The 16,957-nt window shown below is 64.3% G+C and carries 12 protein-coding genes; 6 read left to right on the top strand and 6 right to left on the bottom strand.

All coding sequences use genetic code 11. The features are described from left to right. The first annotated feature begins 4 nt into the window (after positions 1 to 4). From ACFY9W_RS04340 to ACFY9W_RS04330, 3 genes are all read left to right on the top strand, one after another. A complete protein-coding gene (locus ACFY9W_RS04340) occupies positions 5 to 4,948 on the top strand; it encodes an Hpt domain-containing protein (RefSeq protein WP_391126266.1) in 4,944 nt (1,647 codons plus the stop codon). Further along, positions 4,941 to 5,414: a chemotaxis protein CheW gene (locus ACFY9W_RS04335; RefSeq protein WP_391126264.1), complete on the top strand. Its 474-nt coding sequence runs from the start codon at positions 4,941 to 4,943 to the stop codon at positions 5,412 to 5,414. The genes ACFY9W_RS04340 and ACFY9W_RS04335 overlap by 8 nt, the downstream gene beginning before the upstream one ends. A 139-nt stretch (positions 5,415 to 5,553) precedes the next feature. Further along, positions 5,554 to 6,171, top strand: coding sequence for a hemolysin III family protein (locus ACFY9W_RS04330; protein ID WP_391126261.1), 618 nt, complete (start codon positions 5,554 to 5,556; stop codon positions 6,169 to 6,171). Here the strand turns inward: ACFY9W_RS04330 and ACFY9W_RS04325 are convergent, their stop codons facing one another. The 3 genes from ACFY9W_RS04325 to ACFY9W_RS04315 all read right to left on the bottom strand — a co-directional run bounded on the left by ACFY9W_RS04325 (position 6,172) and on the right by ACFY9W_RS04315 (position 9,016). Beyond that, positions 6,172 to 6,891, bottom strand: a complete 720-nt coding sequence (locus tag ACFY9W_RS04325) for a 16S rRNA (uracil(1498)-N(3))-methyltransferase (protein ID WP_391126258.1) — start codon at positions 6,889 to 6,891, stop codon at positions 6,172 to 6,174. 147 nt (positions 6,892 to 7,038) lie between these two features. Beyond that, complete coding sequence (locus ACFY9W_RS04320) at positions 7,039 to 8,445, bottom strand: adenosylmethionine--8-amino-7-oxononanoate transaminase (protein ID WP_391126255.1); 1,407 nt, start codon at positions 8,443 to 8,445, stop codon at positions 7,039 to 7,041. 79 nt (positions 8,446 to 8,524) lie between these two features. Then, positions 8,525 to 9,016: a hypothetical protein gene (locus ACFY9W_RS04315; protein ID WP_391126653.1), complete on the bottom strand. Its 492-nt coding sequence runs from the start codon at positions 9,014 to 9,016 to the stop codon at positions 8,525 to 8,527. 211 nt (positions 9,017 to 9,227) lie between these two features. Here ACFY9W_RS04315 and ACFY9W_RS04310 point away from each other — a divergent pair, with 211 nt between their 5' ends. From ACFY9W_RS04310 to ACFY9W_RS04300, 3 genes are all read left to right on the top strand, one after another. Continuing rightward, on the top strand, positions 9,228 to 11,090 hold the full coding sequence (locus ACFY9W_RS04310; RefSeq protein ID WP_391126252.1) for an FAD-dependent oxidoreductase: 1,863 nt from the start codon (positions 9,228 to 9,230) through the stop codon (positions 11,088 to 11,090). A 273-nt stretch (positions 11,091 to 11,363) separates the two neighbouring features. Continuing rightward, positions 11,364 to 11,915 (top strand): cytochrome b/b6 domain-containing protein, encoded by a 552-nt coding sequence (locus ACFY9W_RS04305; RefSeq protein WP_391126249.1) that lies wholly within the window; start codon positions 11,364 to 11,366, stop codon positions 11,913 to 11,915. Positions 11,916 to 11,949: 34 nt separating this feature from the next. Further along, positions 11,950 to 12,528 (top strand): YceI family protein, encoded by a 579-nt coding sequence (locus tag ACFY9W_RS04300; RefSeq protein ID WP_391126246.1) that lies wholly within the window; start codon positions 11,950 to 11,952, stop codon positions 12,526 to 12,528. Between the two features lie 161 nt (positions 12,529 to 12,689). On the opposite strand, the gene ACFY9W_RS04295 is transcribed toward ACFY9W_RS04300, so the two are convergent. From ACFY9W_RS04295 to ACFY9W_RS04285, 3 genes are all read right to left on the bottom strand, one after another. After that, complete coding sequence (locus tag ACFY9W_RS04295; protein WP_391126243.1) at positions 12,690 to 14,585, bottom strand: DEAD/DEAH box helicase; 1,896 nt, start codon at positions 14,583 to 14,585, stop codon at positions 12,690 to 12,692. A 218-nt stretch (positions 14,586 to 14,803) separates the two neighbouring features. After that, positions 14,804 to 15,592, bottom strand: a complete 789-nt coding sequence (locus tag ACFY9W_RS04290; RefSeq protein WP_391126240.1) for a transporter substrate-binding domain-containing protein — start codon at positions 15,590 to 15,592, stop codon at positions 14,804 to 14,806. Between the two features lie 232 nt (positions 15,593 to 15,824). Then, positions 15,825 to 16,901, bottom strand: a complete 1,077-nt coding sequence (locus ACFY9W_RS04285) for a hypothetical protein (RefSeq protein ID WP_391126237.1) — start codon at positions 16,899 to 16,901, stop codon at positions 15,825 to 15,827. Positions 16,902 to 16,957 lie beyond the last annotated feature (56 nt).

Below are 16,957 nucleotides of genomic sequence, written 5' to 3'. Positions count from 1 at the left end.
GCCCATGGCTTCTGCTGCTGTAAGCCCCGAGCGCCACGACACGGTGGCGCTGGCCTGGACCAAAGCTGCCATCCTCGACTGCCTGGGCCAGGCGCGCCAGGCGCTGGAGCGCTTTGCCGGCGAGCCTGGCGACCTGTCGATACTGGCCTTTGTGGTCGACAACCTGCATCAGGTGCAGGGTTGCCTGCGCATGCTCGAGCTGCGGGGGGCGACGCGCCTGGCCGAAGAACTGGAACTGTTCGCCAGGGCCCTGGCAGACGGCCAGGTAAGCCCGCGGGGTGACTGCCTGGGGGCGTTGTTCCGTGGTCTGGAGCAGTTGCCCTCGTACCTGGAGCGCTTGCGCGGCGCCCGCCACGATCTGCCCTTGGTCATGCTGCCGCTGCTCAACCAGTTGCGTGCCTGCCGTGGCGTAGAGCCGCTGGCCCAGGCCAGCCTGATCAGCGGCGCAGCGCAGCGCTTTGCCGGCTCCGACGACCTGGCCAACCTCGACCTGTCGCTGGGCAACTGGCGCGAACAGTTGCAGGCCGGGCCGGGCCGCGATGCCCTGCGCTCGGTGGTGACCGCACTGTGCGACGACCTGATGCGCATCAAGGAGCGCCTGGACCAGTTCGTGCGTGGCGATCGCCAGCACAGCGAGCAGCTCGATGCCCTGCTGGCGCCGCTGCGCCATGTGGCCGATACCCTGGCTGTGCTGGGCTTCCAGCAGCCACGGCGGGTGATCATCGACCAGGTGCTGGCCCTGCAGGCCCTGGCTCAGGGCGAGCGGGCGGTGGACGATGCGGTGCTGATGGATGTGGCGGGCGCCCTGCTGTACGTGGAGGCCTCGCTGAACGGCATGGTCGGCCCGCTGGAAGAGAACGGCCAGGGCGGCCTGCCGGGCTCGGACCTGGCCGAGATCCGCCAGTTGGTGTTGAACGAATCACTGAACGTGCTGCAGCAGGCCAAGGACCTGATCGGCGATTACCTGGAGTCCGATTGGCCGCGGCAACGGCTGCAACCCTTGCCAGGGCTGTTGCATCAGGTGCGCGGGGCAATGTCGATGTTGATGTTGCCCGCCGTGGCTGAACTGTTTGCCGGCTGCGCGAGCTATGTGCAGCGCTGGTTGCAACACCCGGACGCGGAGCCGCCCGCCCAAGAGCTGGCCCACCTGGGCGAGGCCATGAGTGCCGCTGAATGCTACCTGCAATGGCGGGTGGCCGACCCGTTGGCCGATGCCCAGCCTTTCATCGACATGGCCCGTGCAAGCCTGGCGGCGCTGGGCGTGCACTGTACGCAGGCAGATGCCAGTGCAGGCCAGCACAGTAATGGCGATGGCATCGATGACGAGCTACGCGAGGTGTTCCTCGAGGAAGCTGGCGAGTTGCTACCGGAAATCGAGCGCCACTGGCTGCGTTGGCGTGCCGACAACCAGCAGCGCGAGGCGCTGGGGGAGGTACGCCGTGCGCTGCATACGCTCAAGGGCAGCGGCCGCATGGTGCATGCCGAGGCGGTAGCCGAACTGGCCTGGGGCGCCGAACACCTGCTGAACCGGGTGCTGGAAGGCCGCAGCGTGCTCAGCCCGGAAGGCGTGGTGGCCCTGCAACAGGTGTTCGTCCATCTGCCCGACTTGCTGGCCGACTTTGCCGCTGGCCAGTTGCCGCAACTGACCGAAATCGAACAGCTGGCCGGGCACCTGCATGCCTTGGCTGAAAACGATGCACCGGCTGCGGCTGATATCGATGGCCTCGATCCGCAGTTGCTGGATATTTTCCGCAGCGAGGCGCAAGGCCACCTGGCCAGCCTCGACGCTTTCCTGCAGGGTGCCGATGGCCGCGACACGCCGGTCAGCGATGGCCTGCAGCGTGCCCTGCACACGCTCAAGGGCAGTGCCGCCATGGCCGGGGTAATGCCGGTGGCCGAGCTGGCCACTGCCTTCGACCGTTTGGTCCGTGAATACAAGGGCCACCAATTGCCCCTTCAAATGGCCGAGATCGAATGGCTGGAAGCCGCACGCTCGCTGTTCCATCTGGGCCTGGCGCAACTCGACAGCACGCCGCTGGCCGCCATCCCCGGTGCGGCGGAACTGATCGAGCAGGTTGGCCAGGCAGTGGATGCCCGCCTGGCCAACCTGCATGACGACCCGCAGCATGCCCGGCGCAGCAAGCGCGACCCGCAGTTGCTCGCCAGCTTCCTGGCCCAGGCCATGGACATCCTGCTTGATGCCGAGTCATTGCTGTCGCGCTGGCAGCAACAGCCCGGCCAGCGTGACGCGCTGGATACCCTGCTTGATCAACTGACCACCCTGGGCCACGCCGCGCACCTGGCCGACCTGTGGCAGATGGATGACGTGTGCGAGGCCTTGCTGGACCTGTATGGCGCCGTGGAGGAGGGCAGCCTGCCCGCTGATGCACGCTTTTTCGCCCTGGTGCAGCGGGCCCACGAAGCGCTGCTGGACATGCTCGACGAGGTGGCGGCCGGGCAGGACATCCCGCCAAGGCCGGAGCTGGTCGACAGCCTGCGCCACCTGCTGGACCAGGCCCTGGCACCCGAGGCCACTGGCCTGGTGGGCATCGATTCGGTCACACCGTTGCACCCGGACATGGACCTGACGGATACCCTCGGGTTGGGGCTTGCGCATACCCTGCCAGAGGCGGGCGAGCCGCTGCCGGATGAGTCGGAAAGCCCCGGCGAAGAGCTGCTGGAAGTGTTCCTCGAAGAAAGCTCGGACATTGTCGAAAGTGCCGCCTCGGCGCTGGCGCGATGGCAGGCCGACCCGCGCAACAGTGTCGAGGTGGACAACCTTATGCGCGACCTGCACACCCTCAAGGGCGTGGCGCGCATGGTTGAAATCGCCCCCATCGGTGACCTGGCCCACGAACTGGAGTTTCTCTACGAACTGCTGGCGGCCGGCCGTTTGCCGCCGAGCGCGCCACTGTTTGCCTTGTTGCAGAACTGTCACGACCGCCTGGCCCACATGCTCGATGCCGTGCGCCTGGGGCAGCCACTGCATGCCGCCACGGCGCTCATCGACTATATCCGTAACTTCAGCAGTGCGGCCCTGACCGACAGTGCTGCCGGCCAGGGGCCGGTCGAAGCTGCCGCCAGTGAAGCGCCGGCGGCAACCCCGGAGCGGGCGCCAGGCGACATGGTCAAGGTCGATGCCGAATTGCTCGACGACCTGGGCAACCTGGCTGGCGAGCACTCGATCATCCGAGGGCGCATCGAGCAGCAAGTCAACGATGCACAGTTCACCCTCAACGAGATGGAAACCACCCTTGAGCGCATGCGCGACCAGCTGCTGCGCCTGGACATCGAGACCCAAGGGCGAATCTCCAGCCGGCAGCAGTTCGAAGGCGATGCCTATGATGACTTCGACCCGCTGGAAATGGACCGCCATTCCCAGCTGCAGCAGCTCTCGCGGGCCTTGTTCGAGTCTGCCTCGGACTTGCTCGACCTGAAGGAAACCCTGGCCCAGCGCGCTCAGGAGGCGTACAGCCTGCTGCAGCAGCAGGCGCGGGTGAACAGCCAATTGCAGGAAGGCCTGACCGCCACCCTGATGGTGCCCTTCGAACGGCTGGTGCCACGCTTGCAGCGCGTAGTGCGGCAAGTGGCCAGTGAGCTGGGCAAGCAGGTGGAGCTGGTAGTCGGCAACGCCGAAGGCGAACTGGACCGCAGTGTGCTGGAACGCATGGTGGCGCCGCTGGAGCACATGCTGCGCAACGCCGTCGACCATGGCCTGGAAAGCCGCGAAGCGCGCCTGGCTGCCGGTAAGCCGGAGCAGGGCACCATCCACCTGAACCTGCTGCACGAAGGGGCCGATATCGTCATCGAAATGACCGACGACGGTGCCGGTGTGCCCCTCGAAGCAGTGCGGCGCAAAGCCATCAAGCGTGGCCTGCTGGACCCTCAGGCGCAGTTGAGCGATCACGAGATTCTGCAGTTCATCCTGCGCCCGGGGTTTTCCACCGCCGAGAAGATCACCCAGATTTCCGGGCGTGGCCTGGGTATGGATGTGGTGCACGAAGAGGTCAAGCAACTCGGCGGCTCGATGAGCATCGAGTCGGCCCAGGGCAAGGGCGCACGCTTCTTGATCCGCCTGCCGTTCACCGTATCGATCAACCGTGCGCTGATGGTGCATCTGGGCGAAGAGCAGTACGCCATTCCGCTGAACACTATCGAGGGCATTGTCCGCGTGCCGCCGGCAGAGCTTGCGGCGTGCTACCAGCTGGATTCGCCGCGCTATGTCTACGCTGGCCACGAATACGAACTGCGTTACCTGGGCGAGTTGCTGCAAGGCCTGCCGCGCCCCGCGCTGTTGGGGCAAAGCGTGCCGTTGCCGGTACTGCTGGTGCATGCCAAGGAGCAATCGTTCGCCATTCAGGCCGACAGCCTGTCGCCCAGCCGCGAAATTGTGGTGAAGAGCCTGGGGCCGCAGTTTGCTGCGGTTGCAGGGCTGTCGGGGGCGACGCTGCTGGGCGATGGCCGGGTGGTGCTGATTCTTGACCTGCTTGGCCAGCTGCGCGGGCAGCAGCGGCGCCTGGCCCGTTTGCCGGGTGGCGGAGGCCAGCGCCAGCTGCTCGGCCCGGCGCCGCGCCGTGCGTTGCTGGTGATGGTGGTGGATGATTCGGTGACCGTGCGCAAGGTCACCAGCCGCCTGCTGGAACGCCACGGCATGAGCGTGCTGACAGCCAAGGACGGGGTCGATGCCATGGCCCTGCTGGAAGAGCACCGCCCCGACGTGTTGCTGCTGGACATCGAAATGCCACGCATGGACGGCTTTGAGGTGGCCACGCGCATTCGCCGTGACGAGCGGCTGAAAGACCTGCCGATCATCATGATCACCTCGCGCACCGGGCAGAAGCACCGCGACCGCGCCATGGCCATCGGCGTCAACGAATACCTGGGCAAGCCGTATCAGGAGTCGCTGTTGCTGCAGAGCATTGCACACTGGAGCCAGACCCATGCTTGAACTGATTTCCGGCCAGCGCAGCAGCCTTACCGGGCTGTTGCTGCCTTTGGGTGACCGTATGCTGGTGTTGCCCAACGTGGCGGTGGCCGAGTTGAGTGGCCAGCGCAACCTGGTGTGCCAGCACGGTGAGCCGTCCTGGCATTTAGGCTGGATCGACTGGCGCCAGCAGCGCCTGCCGTTGATTGGCTTCGAGGCGGCGTGTGGTGGTGAGACGCCGTGTGGTGAGCGGGCACGGGTTGTGGTGCTCAATGCCTTGGGCGACACCGGGCTGCGTTACCTGGCGCTGTTGCTGCAGGACATACCGCGCTCGTGCAAGCTCGACAGCCAGCTCAATTACGTGGATGTGGCGCTGGGGCGCCTGGAACTGGCGGCGGTGCAGGTGGGCGAGCAGGTGGCGCGGGTGCCCGACCTTGCCGGGCTGGAAAGGCTGGTGCGTGACGCGGAACTGCAACCTGAGCTTGGGTAGGATGTAAGGCACAGGGCCCTTTCGCGGGCACGCCCGCTCCCACAGGGCTAGTGGATAACCTGTGGGAGCGGGCGTGCCCGCGAAGAGGCCATAAGCATCACATCAGGAACCCAGCCCACCTCAGGAGGTCTGTGTTTGCATGTATTACGGTGAACGCTTCAACGCCTGGACCCACCTGGTTGGTGCTGTCCTGGCCTGTATCGGTGCCATCTGGCTGATCGTGGTCGCAGGCCTGCAAGGCGACCACTGGAAGATTGTCAGCTTCTCCATCTACGGCAGCACGCTGTTGTTGCTGTACAGCATCTCCACCCTGTACCACAGCACGCGCGGGCGGGCGAAGGTGATCATGCGCAAGCTCGATCACTTGTCGATCTACCTGCTGATCGCTGGCAGCTACACGCCATTCTGCCTGGTCAGCCTGCGCGGCCCCTGGGGCTGGAGCCTGTTCGGTGTGGTCTGGGGGTTGGCGGTTATCGGCATGCTGCAAGAAATCAAGCCGCGCTCCGAGGCGCGAATCCTGTCGATCATCATCTATGCGGTGATGGGCTGGATCGTGCTGGTGGCGGTCAAGCCGTTGCTACAGTCACTCGGTGGCGCCGGCTTTGCCTGGCTGGCTGCCGGCGGGGTGTTCTACACCGTGGGCATCATCTTCTTTGCCTTGGACAGCCGTTTGCGCCACGGGCACGGCATCTGGCACTTGTTTGTGATTGCCGGCAGCCTCATGCACTTCGTGGCGGTTTCGTTCTATGTGCGTTAGCTAAAAGTCGCCCCACAGTTGCTGTGCCACCGAGAGCGCAACCACTGGCGCAGTCTCGGTGCGCAGCACCCTTGGGCCCAGGCGTGCAGCATGGAAGCCGGATGCCTTGGCCTGTTCGACTTCGGCCTCGCTCAGGCCGCCTTCGGGGCCGATGAGGAAGGCCAGGGTGGCAGGCTTTTGGTGGCTGGCGAGCGGCTCGGCTACCGGGTGCAGCACCAGTTTCAGTTCAGCCTTGGTGCTGCCCAGCCATTCGGCCAGTGTGACTGGCGGGTGGATGACGGGCAGGGTCGAGCGGCCACATTGTTCGCAAGCGCTGATAGCCACCTGGCGCCAGTGGGCCAGGCGCTTGTCGGCGCGCTCGTCTTTCAGGCGCACTTCGCAACGTTCGCTGACGATCGGGGTGATTTCATTGGCGCCCAGTTCGGTAGCCTTCTGGATCGCCCAGTCCATGCGCTCGCCACGGGACAGGCCCTGGCCGAGGTGGATGTGCAGGGGCGAGTCGGCCTGGCCGGGCAGGGCCTTGTCGAGGCTGACACGTACGGTTTTCTTGCCCACTTCAAGCAACTGGCCGAGGTATTCCTGGCCGCTGCCGTCGAACAGCTGCACGGCAGCGCCGGGGGCCATGCGCAGTACGCGGCCGATGTAGTGGGCCTGGGCTTCGGGCAGGTCGTGCTCGCCAAGGCTCAGGGGGGCGTCGATGAAGAAGCGGGACAGTCTCATGGGTTTGCTCGGTAGAAGAGAGGCGCAGATCCCCTGTGGGAGCGGGCGCGCCCGCGAATCAGGCACCGCGGTGTCTGGCAAGGGCTTCGCCCTTGTTCGCGGGCTCGCCCGCTCCCACAGGGAAAGTGGTGTGGCGATCTGTCGGGGTTAGCCCGGGTCGCGGAAGTCGGGGTGGAAGTTGGCCGGCACCGCCACGCTGACGCTCTCGCGGGTAGCAATGTCGATGCCTTCGCTCGCCACCTCAGCCAGGAAGTCGATTTGCTCTGGCGTGATCACGTACGGCGGCAGGAAGTACACCACGCTGCCCAGCGGGCGCAACAGGGCGCCACGGGTCAGCGCATGCTCGAACACTTTCAGGCCGCGCCGCTCCTGCCACGGGTAGGCAACCTTGCCAGCCTTGTCCTTGACCATTTCGATGGCCAGTGCCATGCCTGTCTGGCGGATCTCGGCCACATGCGCGTGATCGGTCAGGTGCGCGGTGGCACTGGCCATGCGCGTGGCCAGGGCCTTGTTGGCCTCGATCACGTTGTCCTGTTCGAAGATATCCAGGGTCGCCAGCGCCGCAGCGCAGGCCAGCGGGTTGCCGGTGTAGCTGTGCGAATGCAGGAACGCGCGCAGGGTCGGGTAGTCGTCGTAGAACGCCTGGTACACCTTGTCGGTGGTCAGGCAGGCGGCCAGCGGCAGGTAACCGCCGGTCAGGGCCTTGGACAGGCACAGGAAGTCCGGGCGGATGCCGGCCTGCTCGCAGGCGAACATCGTGCCGGTGCGGCCGAAGCCCACGGCGATCTCGTCGTGGATCAGGTGCACGTCGTAGCGGTCGCAGGCTTCGCGCAGCAGCTTGAGGTACACCGGGTGGTACATGCGCATGCCCCCGGCACCCTGGATCAGCGGCTCGACGATCACTGCCGAAATGCTTTCGTGGTGCTCGGCCAGGGTCTGCTCCATGGCCAGGAACATGTTGCGTGAGTGCTCTTCCCAGCTCATGCCCTCCGGGCGCAGGTAGCAGTCCGGGCTCGGCACCTTGATCGTATCGAGCAGCAGCGCCTTGTAGGTTTCGGTGAACAGCGGCACATCGCCGACCGACATCGCGGCAATGGTTTCGCCGTGGTAGCTGTTGGTCAGGGTGACGAAACGCTTCTTGCCTGGCTTGCCGACGTTCTGCCAGTAGTGGAAGCTCATCTTCAGCGCCACTTCGATGCACGACGAGCCGTTGTCGGCATAGAACACCCGGTCGAGCCCGGCCGGGGTCATGGCCACCAGGCGCTCGGACAGCTCGATCACCGGCTGGTGGCTGAAACCCGCCAGGATCACGTGTTCCAGCTGGTCGACCTGGTCCTTGATGCGCTGGTTGATGCGTGGGTTGGCGTGGCCGAACACGTTGACCCACCAGCTGCTCACCGCGTCCAGGTAGCGCTTGCCTTCGAAGTCCTCCAGCCACACGCCTTCGCCGCGCCTGATCGGGATCAGCGGCAGCTGCTCGTGGTCTTTCATCTGGGTGCAGGGGTGCCACAGGACCTTGAGGTCACGTTGCATCCACTGATCATTGAGGCCCATGGGCACTTCTCCTGGCTTTGCGGCGTGGTTCGACCGCGTAAGCCTAAGCAATGCCGCAGGGCAGGACAACCGTCGCCGTTCAATGGCGCTGGGTGCTGGTCCATTCGAACTTGCGGATGTGCACGGTGCCGGCTTGCGAAGTGGAGATGGTCAGGCGCCGGAACGGCCCGTCTATTACTTGGTGGTAGGGCTGCGTGGCGATGGGGCCGGGGCGCAGGTCGCGAAAACCGCTGCCTTCAAGGGTGAGCCAATAGAAGTTGCTCGGAGCAGGGATAATCATGTCGTAATCGTGGTGCTCAGCCTCGAACAGCATGTGCAACTCGTCACACAGGAAGTCGCTGACCACGTAATACTCCAGCCGCAGGCACTCGACTTCCTGGCCGAAGGAGATTTCTACTTCACTGTGCTCACCAATGACCAGCTCAGTACCTTCTTCGCCCTTGAACGCTTCATGGAAGCCGGTCCAGGACGTGCTGTTGGAGCGGATACTCAGCCCGGAAGGTGTGCACAGCGTCTGCTTGTGCCACAGGAACTGCCGTTCAACGTGCTGGAAATGCTCCTCGAAGATCATGCGCATGCCCTCCTGGCGGGGCTTATGGCCATCTTCGCCAGCTTCGCCTGCGGCCGTGTGACATGGCTACTGGCAAAAATGTCAGTTGCCAAAAGCACTTGATGTCACTGCGCTGGCAGGGTTGGCGGAGGTGACGTATTCTTAACGCATCTCTCTCGGGGCATTCCTGCCTCTCCCCGCTTCTGTAACCTCTGACTCGGAGTTCGCCGACATGGCTGCTGCTTGGGTGCGCCTGTGCGCGTTGGTATTGATTGGTGTGTCCAGCGGCGCCGCGCTGGCCAAGGACAAGACACCTTCGGCAATCGTGGTAGGCGGCGGCCTGGCGGGCCTGACGGCAGCCTACGAGTTGCAGGCCAAAGGCTGGCAGGTAACCCTGCTGGAGGCCAAGCCGGGCATGGGCGGTCGGTCGGGGCTGGCCACCAGTGAGTGGATCGGCAACTCCAAGGCGCAGCCGGTGCTCAACCAGTACCTGGACCGTTTCAAGCTTGAAACACTGCCGGCGCCGGAGTTCGTGCGTACCCCCGGTTACCTGATCGACGGTGAATATTTCAGTGCATCGGACCTGGCTACCAAACAGCCTGCTACCGCCGAAGCGCTCAAGCGCTACGAAAAAACCCTCGACGACCTGGCCCGTTCGATCGATGACCCGCTGAACCCGCAGGCTACCAGTACGCTGTTCGCCCTCGACCAGATCAACGTCGCCACCTGGCTGGACAAACTGCAACTGCCGGCCACGGCGCGCCAGCTGGTCAACCAGCAGATTCGAACCCGCTACGATGAGCCGTCGCGCCTTTCGTTGCTCTATTTTGCCCAGCAGAACCGCGTGTACCGTGGTGTCAGCGACCGTGACCTGCGTGCCGCGCGCCTGCCTGGCGGCAGCCCGGTGTTGGCCCAGGCCTTTGTCAAACAGCTGAAAACCATCAAGACCAGCTCGCCGGTTACCTCCATCGTTCAGGACAAGGATGGGGTAACGGTGAAAGTCGGCAGCGTGGGCTACCAGGCCGATTACCTGGTCATGGCCGTGCCTCTGCGCGCCCTGGCCAAGATCCAGATGACCCCGGGCCTGGACAACCAGCACCTGGCGGCGCTCAAGGGCACCAACTACGGCTGGCGCGACCAGCTGATGCTCAAGTTCAAGAAGCCTGTGTGGGAAAGCCGTGCGCGCATGTCGGGCGAAATCTTCAGTAACGCCGGCCTCGGCATGCTGTGGATCGAACCGGCACTCAAGGGCGGCGCCAACGTGGTGATCAACCTGTCTGGCGACAACGCCCGCCTGTTGCAGACCTTTGGTGACAAGCAGATGGTCGACCAGGTGCTGATCCGCCTGCATGCGTTCTACCCACAAGCCCGTGGTGCCTTCACCGGTTACGAGGTCAAGCGTTACAGCGTGGACGCCAGCACCGGTGGCGCCTACCTGGCCTACGGGCCGGGGCAGATCAGCAAATACTGGCGCCTGTGGGAGCGCCCGGTGCAGCGTATCACCTTTGCCGGTGAGCACACCGACGCCCTGTACCCAGGCACCCTGGAAGGCGCCCTGCGCAGTGGCCAGCGTGCGGCCAGCCAGGTACAGGACCTGTTGGCCGGCAAGCCGTTCGACCCGGCCAAGGCGGCGCCGGTTGCAGCGGCAGCGGCGGCCGGTGCAGTGGCTGCCAAGCAGAGCAAGGGCGGGTTCTTCTCCAATATGTTTGGTGGTTCGTCCGACAAGGCTGACAAGGCGCCGGTGAAAGAGGAGCCGAAAAAGGTCGAAGAGGCCAAGCAGGACAAGCCGGGCTTCTTCAAGCGCCTGTTTGGCGGTGCGGACAAGCCTGAAGTGAAAGCCGAGTCGATTGCCAAGGCCGAAGAAGTGGCGCCGGTAGCAGCGCCTGCACCTGCTCCACAAGCTGCGCCGGCGCCGGTTGCGCCTGCACCTGTGGTCAAGGAGGCGGCGGCCAAGCCTGCGGCAACCAAGGCCGCCCCGGCCAAGCATGTGCCGGCGCACAAGCCAGCGCACAAGCCGGCCGAGACCAAGAAGGCGACCGCCAAGTCCGAGCCGGCCAAAAAGCCTGTGGCCAATACCCAGGCCAAGGCTGGCTGATGTATTGACTGTGCCGTCCTCTTCGCGGGCAAGCCCGCTCCCACAGGTTTCGCGCAGGTTCGAAGGCCTGCGCAGCACATGTGGGAGCGGGCTTGCCCGCGAATAGGCTGTTACTGGCAACCTCTATTTCCCCGGCTATCGTTAATGTTTCCTTAATGGGAAGCTTACAGAATAAATATCGGATTTCTCGATAATCCGTAGCAAGTTTTTCCGCTTTTATTCGATACGTTACGCGTTAGTCTGTGCACAGCTTTCACGGGGAATCACGCCAACATGCAACTGCGCAACTCACCTTCTCGCTACGGCGTGGTCAGCATCGTCCTGCACTGGGGCGTGGCGCTGGCAGTCTTCGGCTTGTTCGGCCTGGGCCTGTGGATGGTCGGCCTCGACTACTACAGCCCTTGGCGCAAGGCCGGCCCAGACCTGCACAAGAGCATCGGTCTGGTGCTGCTGGCGGTAATGTTGCTGCGCGTGGTCTGGCGCTTTATCAGCCCGCCACCACCGGCACCGGCCAACCACGGGGCGCTCACCCGCGTGGCGGCCAAGCTGGGCCACCTGGCCCTGTACGTGGGGCTTTTCGCAACGATGGTTGCCGGTTACCTGATCTCCACCGCCGATGGCGTGGGTATTCCGGTGTTTGACCTGTTCGAAGTCCCTGCACTGGTCAGCGACCTGCCCGACCAGGCGGACCTGGCCGGAGTCATCCATCTCTGGCTGGCATGGGGCCTGGTAATTTTTGCCGTATTGCATGCCCTGGCAGCACTCAAGCACCATTTCATCGACCGTGACGCGACCCTGACCCGCATGTTGGGCCGCAAAGCTTGACTCTCAACCTCAATTGCATAGGAAGGATATAAGGATGTTGAAAAAGACTTTTGCCGCTCTGGCGCTCGGTACCGCTCTGCTTTCCGCCGGCCAGGCCATGGCTGCCGAGTACAAGATCGACAAGGAAGGCCAGCACGCGTTCGTCGACTGGAAAATCAGCCACCTGGGCTACAGCTTCATCCACGGTACCTTCAAGGACTTCGACGGCAACTTCACCTGGGACAGTGCCAAGCCTGAAGCCAGCAAGATCAATGTCGACCTGAAGACTGCCAGCGTATGGTCGAACCATGCCGAGCGTGACAAGCACATCGCCAGTAAGGACTTCCTGGACGCCGGCAAGTACCCGGAAGCCAAGTTCGTCTCCACCGCTGTCAAATCGACTGGCGAGAAGACTGCTGACGTGACCGGCGACCTGACCCTGCACGGCGTGACCAAGCCAGTCACCTTCAAAGCCACTTTCAACGGTGAAGGCAAGGACCCATGGGGCGGCGAGCGCGCTGGTTTCAACGCCACCACCACGCTGAACCTGAATGACTTCGGCATCAAGGGCCCAGGCCCGACTTCGCAGACCCTGGACCTGGATATCAGTGTTGAAGGTGTGAAGCAGAAGTAAGCATTGCTTTGGCAATAAAAAACGCCGCCCATTGGGCGGCGTTTTTTTTCCCTTCGAGGGCCCTATCGCCGGCAAGCTGGGCTCCCACAGGAACACCACGGGCCCTGAGGGCAGTGATTTCCTGTGGGAGCTGGCTTGCCGGCGATAGGGCCGGCACAGGCTTAACCTTTTCGGGTCAACAAGGCAGGGCGCTCACCGCGTGGGCGGCTTGGCAGGTCATCCAGTTGCTCTGGTGTCGGGAAACGGTCCAGTTTGGATTCCTTGCGGATGATCACAGGCTGTTTTTCCGGCTGGCGCGGGTTGCGCACGGCCGGCTCTTGCCGGGCGGCATCATCACGGGCCGGGCGACCACGGCCAGCGCCGCCGCCATCACGACGGGCACCGCCACCGTTGTTGGCGCGCGGTGGGCGTTTTTCGCCGCCGCCGCCGCCGCTGCGCTGCTGGCCGCCATTGCGGGCCTGGCCCTGGCCACCGGCATTGCTGCGCTGGCCATTGCCTTGGCCTTGGCCAGCACCACCACCTGGGCGACGATTGCGGCCCTGGTTCTTGCCTTGGTACGGGCTGACATAGTCGGCGCGGTTACCGAAGTTGTCGATGTCGTCGTCCAGGAACTCTTCCGGGTCACGGTCTGCGGATGCTTTCGGCGCGCTGCTGCTGGCCTGCTGCTGTTGCTGCTGGCGCGGCTTCTTGTCACGCGGTTTGCGCGGCTGCTGTTGCTTGTCGCCGCTCTTTTCCTTGTCGGCCGGCTTCTCGGCAGCTTGCTGCTTGGCCTTGCCTTTATCCTTGCCTTTGTCCTTGCGGCCACCGTTGCTGTCTTTACCGCCTTCGCCACGGGCCTGCTGGTTGCGACCGCCACGGCCGTTGTTCTGTGGGCGCTCGCGTACTTCAGGTTTCTCGGCTTCCACCTGGCTGGCGTCAAAGCCCATCAGGTCGCCGTCGGCGATCTTCTGCCGGGTTACCCGTTCGATGCTCTTGAGCAACTTCTCTTCGTCCGGTGCGACCAGCGAAATGGCCTCACCCGAACGACCGGCACGGCCGGTACGGCCGATGCGGTGCACGTAGTCTTCCTCGACATTCGGCAGCTCGAAGTTGACCACGTGGGGCAGTTGGTCGATGTCCAGGCCGCGGGCGGCGATGTCAGTGGCGACCAGTACGCGCACCGTGTTGGCCTTGAAGTCGGCCAAGGCTTTTGTGCGGGCGTTCTGGCTTTTGTTGCCGTGAATCGCGGCGGCAGTCAGGCCTTGCTTTTCCAGGTACTCGGCCAGGCGGTTGGCACCGTGCTTGGTGCGGGTGAACACCAGCACCTGCTCCCAGGCACCCAGGGTGATCAGGTGTGCCAGCAAGGCGCGCTTGTGGCTGGCAGGCAGGCGGTACACGCGCTGCTCGATACGCTCGACGGTGGTGTTCGGCGGCGTGACTTCGATACGCTCCGGGTTGTGCAGGAGCTTGTCGGCGAGGTCGGTGATGTCCTTGGAGAAGGTGGCCGAGAACAGCAGGTTCTGGCGCTTGGCCGGCAGGCGGGCCAGTACTTTCTTGACGTCGTGGATGAAGCCCATGTCGAGCATGCGGTCGGCTTCGTCGAGCACCAGGATTTCCACGTGGGCCAGGTCAACCTTGCCTTGGCCGGCCAGGTCGAGCAGGCGCCCAGGGCAGGCAACCAGCACGTCAACGCCCTTGGCAATGGCCTGCACCTGCGGGTTCATGCCAACGCCGCCGAAAATGCAGGCGCTGACCAGAGGCAGGTCACGGGCATAGACCTTGAAGCTGTCATGCACCTGGGCTGCCAGCTCACGGGTCGGGGTCAGGACCAGCACGCGCGGCTGGCGCGGGCCGTGACGCTGCGACTTATCGGGGTGGCCGGCGGGGAACAGGCGCTCGAGAATCGGCAGGGCGAAGCCGCCGGTTTTACCAGTACCTGTCTGTGCGGCAACCATCAGGTCGCGCCCTTGCAACACGGCGGGAATAGCCCGCTGTTGCACGGGGGTCGGCTGGGTATAGCCCGCAGCCTCGATAGCGCGGACAAGAGCCTCGGAGAGACCGAGGGAAGCAAAGGACATGGGCGATCCTGTTCTCGTGTGGGCTGGGCCCGTTGGGATGTTCTGCCTGGCGCGACGGGCATCGGTGGGATGCGATCGCGTCCGGTCCAGCTGGGCTTTCACTGCACATCCGGGAAACGGAGGGTGGACGCGAAGGGGCGTCGGTGCCGATCGGGATGCCTGTTGCGAGGCCGAGCGTCCGGGCGTGAGCCGGGCGGGAAGGCCCGAGTATAACAGAGCTATCGCGCTGTGCTGCTTTCCTGCTGCTCAACGGCATTGAGAATGTTTCCGATGTCGCCTGTGTAGCGCTGGTTGATGTCGGCGAAGGCGCGTTCCTGCTTGAAGCGCTGCAGTTCTTCGGCAAAGGCCAGCGCCAGTGCCTCCCGCCCGGGTTTGCGTACCAGCCCCAGGTATTGGTCCTGGCGGTTGATCACCAGTGGCAGTTCCTCGATCTGTTGCGCCAGGCCCAGTTGCCGGAGCAGGTGGTGGCCAACCTTGCGGTCGGTGATTGCCAGGTCGATACGACCCAGCAGCAATTTGCCGAAGTTGGCTTCCTGGGTGGGTGCGGCCTCGCGGCGAAAATGCGTAGCCTCGTTGAACGCGGCGCCATAGGCGTAACCGGGGGAGGTGCCTACCGTGAGCCCGGCAAGGTCGTCCGGCCCGGTCACGGCATGGCGGCGCGCGCTGGCCTGGAACAGCACGAACTCGATTTGCGACAAGGGCTCGGGCGCGTAAACCAGGTAGGAGCGCCGGGATTCGGTCTGGAAGATGTCCAGAATGCCGTCGGCCAAGCCTTGCTCGATCATCGCCAAGCAGCGTTTCCACGGCAGGAACTGCCATTCCACCTCGACACCAAGGCGCTTGAACACCTCGGTGGTCACTTCGTAGTCGATGCCGTGGGGCGTGCCATCTTGCTGATAAATGTAGGGCGCCCAGTCATCGGAGACCAGGCGCAAGCGCTCGCCCAAGGCCAACGGGCTCAGGCAGGCGAGCAGCAGGATGCAGGACAGTCGGGCGACGAGTGGCATGGCCGGAGATTACGCGCTCGGCCGGAGCAAGGCCAGTGGGCCTGATATTCAAAGCGGCCGCGATCCTTGTGGGAGCAACTGTCTTATTCAAAATCTTCAAGCTCGCGCAATCTCTGTGGGAGCGGGCGAGCCCGCGAACACCGGCAAAGCCGGTGCCATCCACTGCGTTGCCTGTTTCGCGGGCGCGCCCGCTCCCACAGGGATTGTGCAAGGCTATGGAGGGGCGGGGGAATCAGCCTTGCGAGGTTCTCAGCAGATGTGTCTCGATTTCCTTGCGCCGCTCACCCAGCGACAAGCGCAGCCCCGGGTGGCGCAAGCACTGGCGCAGTTGCTCGGGCCGCATCTGGCCGTAGCGGGCATTGAGGTTTTCCAGCGCCTTGTCCCACCAGGCCGGCGCGCAGGCGCGGTCGAACTCGTTAGGGTAGGGGTAGCAGCCATACAGCAGCTCGCGAGCGAACTGGCGTTCGTGGCTGGGCAGGGTCAGGCTCAGCGCCTTGTAGCCCAGGCGGTGCAGGGCCGGTGGCCGGGGTAGCTGGTCGTTGACCAGCCGGACGTCAGCCAGCGCCGCCGGGCTCAGCGGGTCGTGGCCATGCTTGCGCAGCCAGGCCTGGATCTTCGCGCGAAATTGCGCCTTGCGGCTCCAGTAGTGGTGGATGATATCGGTGCACTCGGCCACCTCCAGCCTGCGGTAAGCCGCCACTGCCAGGCAGAACTCTTCCAGCGTGTAGGCCTCGCGCGCCAGCGGGTAGAACTCGTCCATCATGGCGATAGAACGGTCCAGGGCGTCGGCGTTTTCGGCCGTGAGGCCGATCACTCCAGAGTTGAGCAGAGGCATCTGGCAGTCGGCCAGGCCCCGCGCTTGCAGAATGGCCAGCAGGTTCTTGTACAGCAGGCACTTCTGGTTTGCGCCGTAGCGCGGGCCGATGGCGTTGCACAGCAGCTTGCCTGGCGCCACGCGGCTGAACAGTTGCAGTGGCGATGAGCGGAAGAAGGTGTCGGTGTCGATCAGCGCTGCCAGCGGGTGCTGTTGCAGCACCTGGCGCAGCAGCACATGTTTGCTGCGAAAGTGGTACCCGTGAGGCGCGTTCCATGCCTGGCGCGTGGCTTCGTCCAGCACGTGGACGGTGACGGGCAGTTCGGCATAGGGCTGCGGGTTGTCGGTGTACACCTGGATGTCCATGGCGTCGCCTGCTGCCGTGCCGAGATGAGCAAGGGCGCTGACGATGCTGAAGCAGGCTTCCTGGTGGTAGGTTGCCGGGCCAAAAGCCAGGTAGACAAGCTGTGGGCGCGATGGCTGGGGACGCTGCATGGCTGGCAAGACCTGTGTAACCCGAAAATGAACAAGGCTTTAGTCTATGACCAAAG

Source organism: Pseudomonas sp. NPDC008258 (genome assembly GCF_042956345.1).
GTDB lineage: Bacteria > Pseudomonadota > Gammaproteobacteria > Pseudomonadales > Pseudomonadaceae > Aquipseudomonas.
The sequence above is the reverse complement of the archived record's forward strand: the minus strand, read 5'-3'. Positions and strand labels throughout refer to the sequence as shown.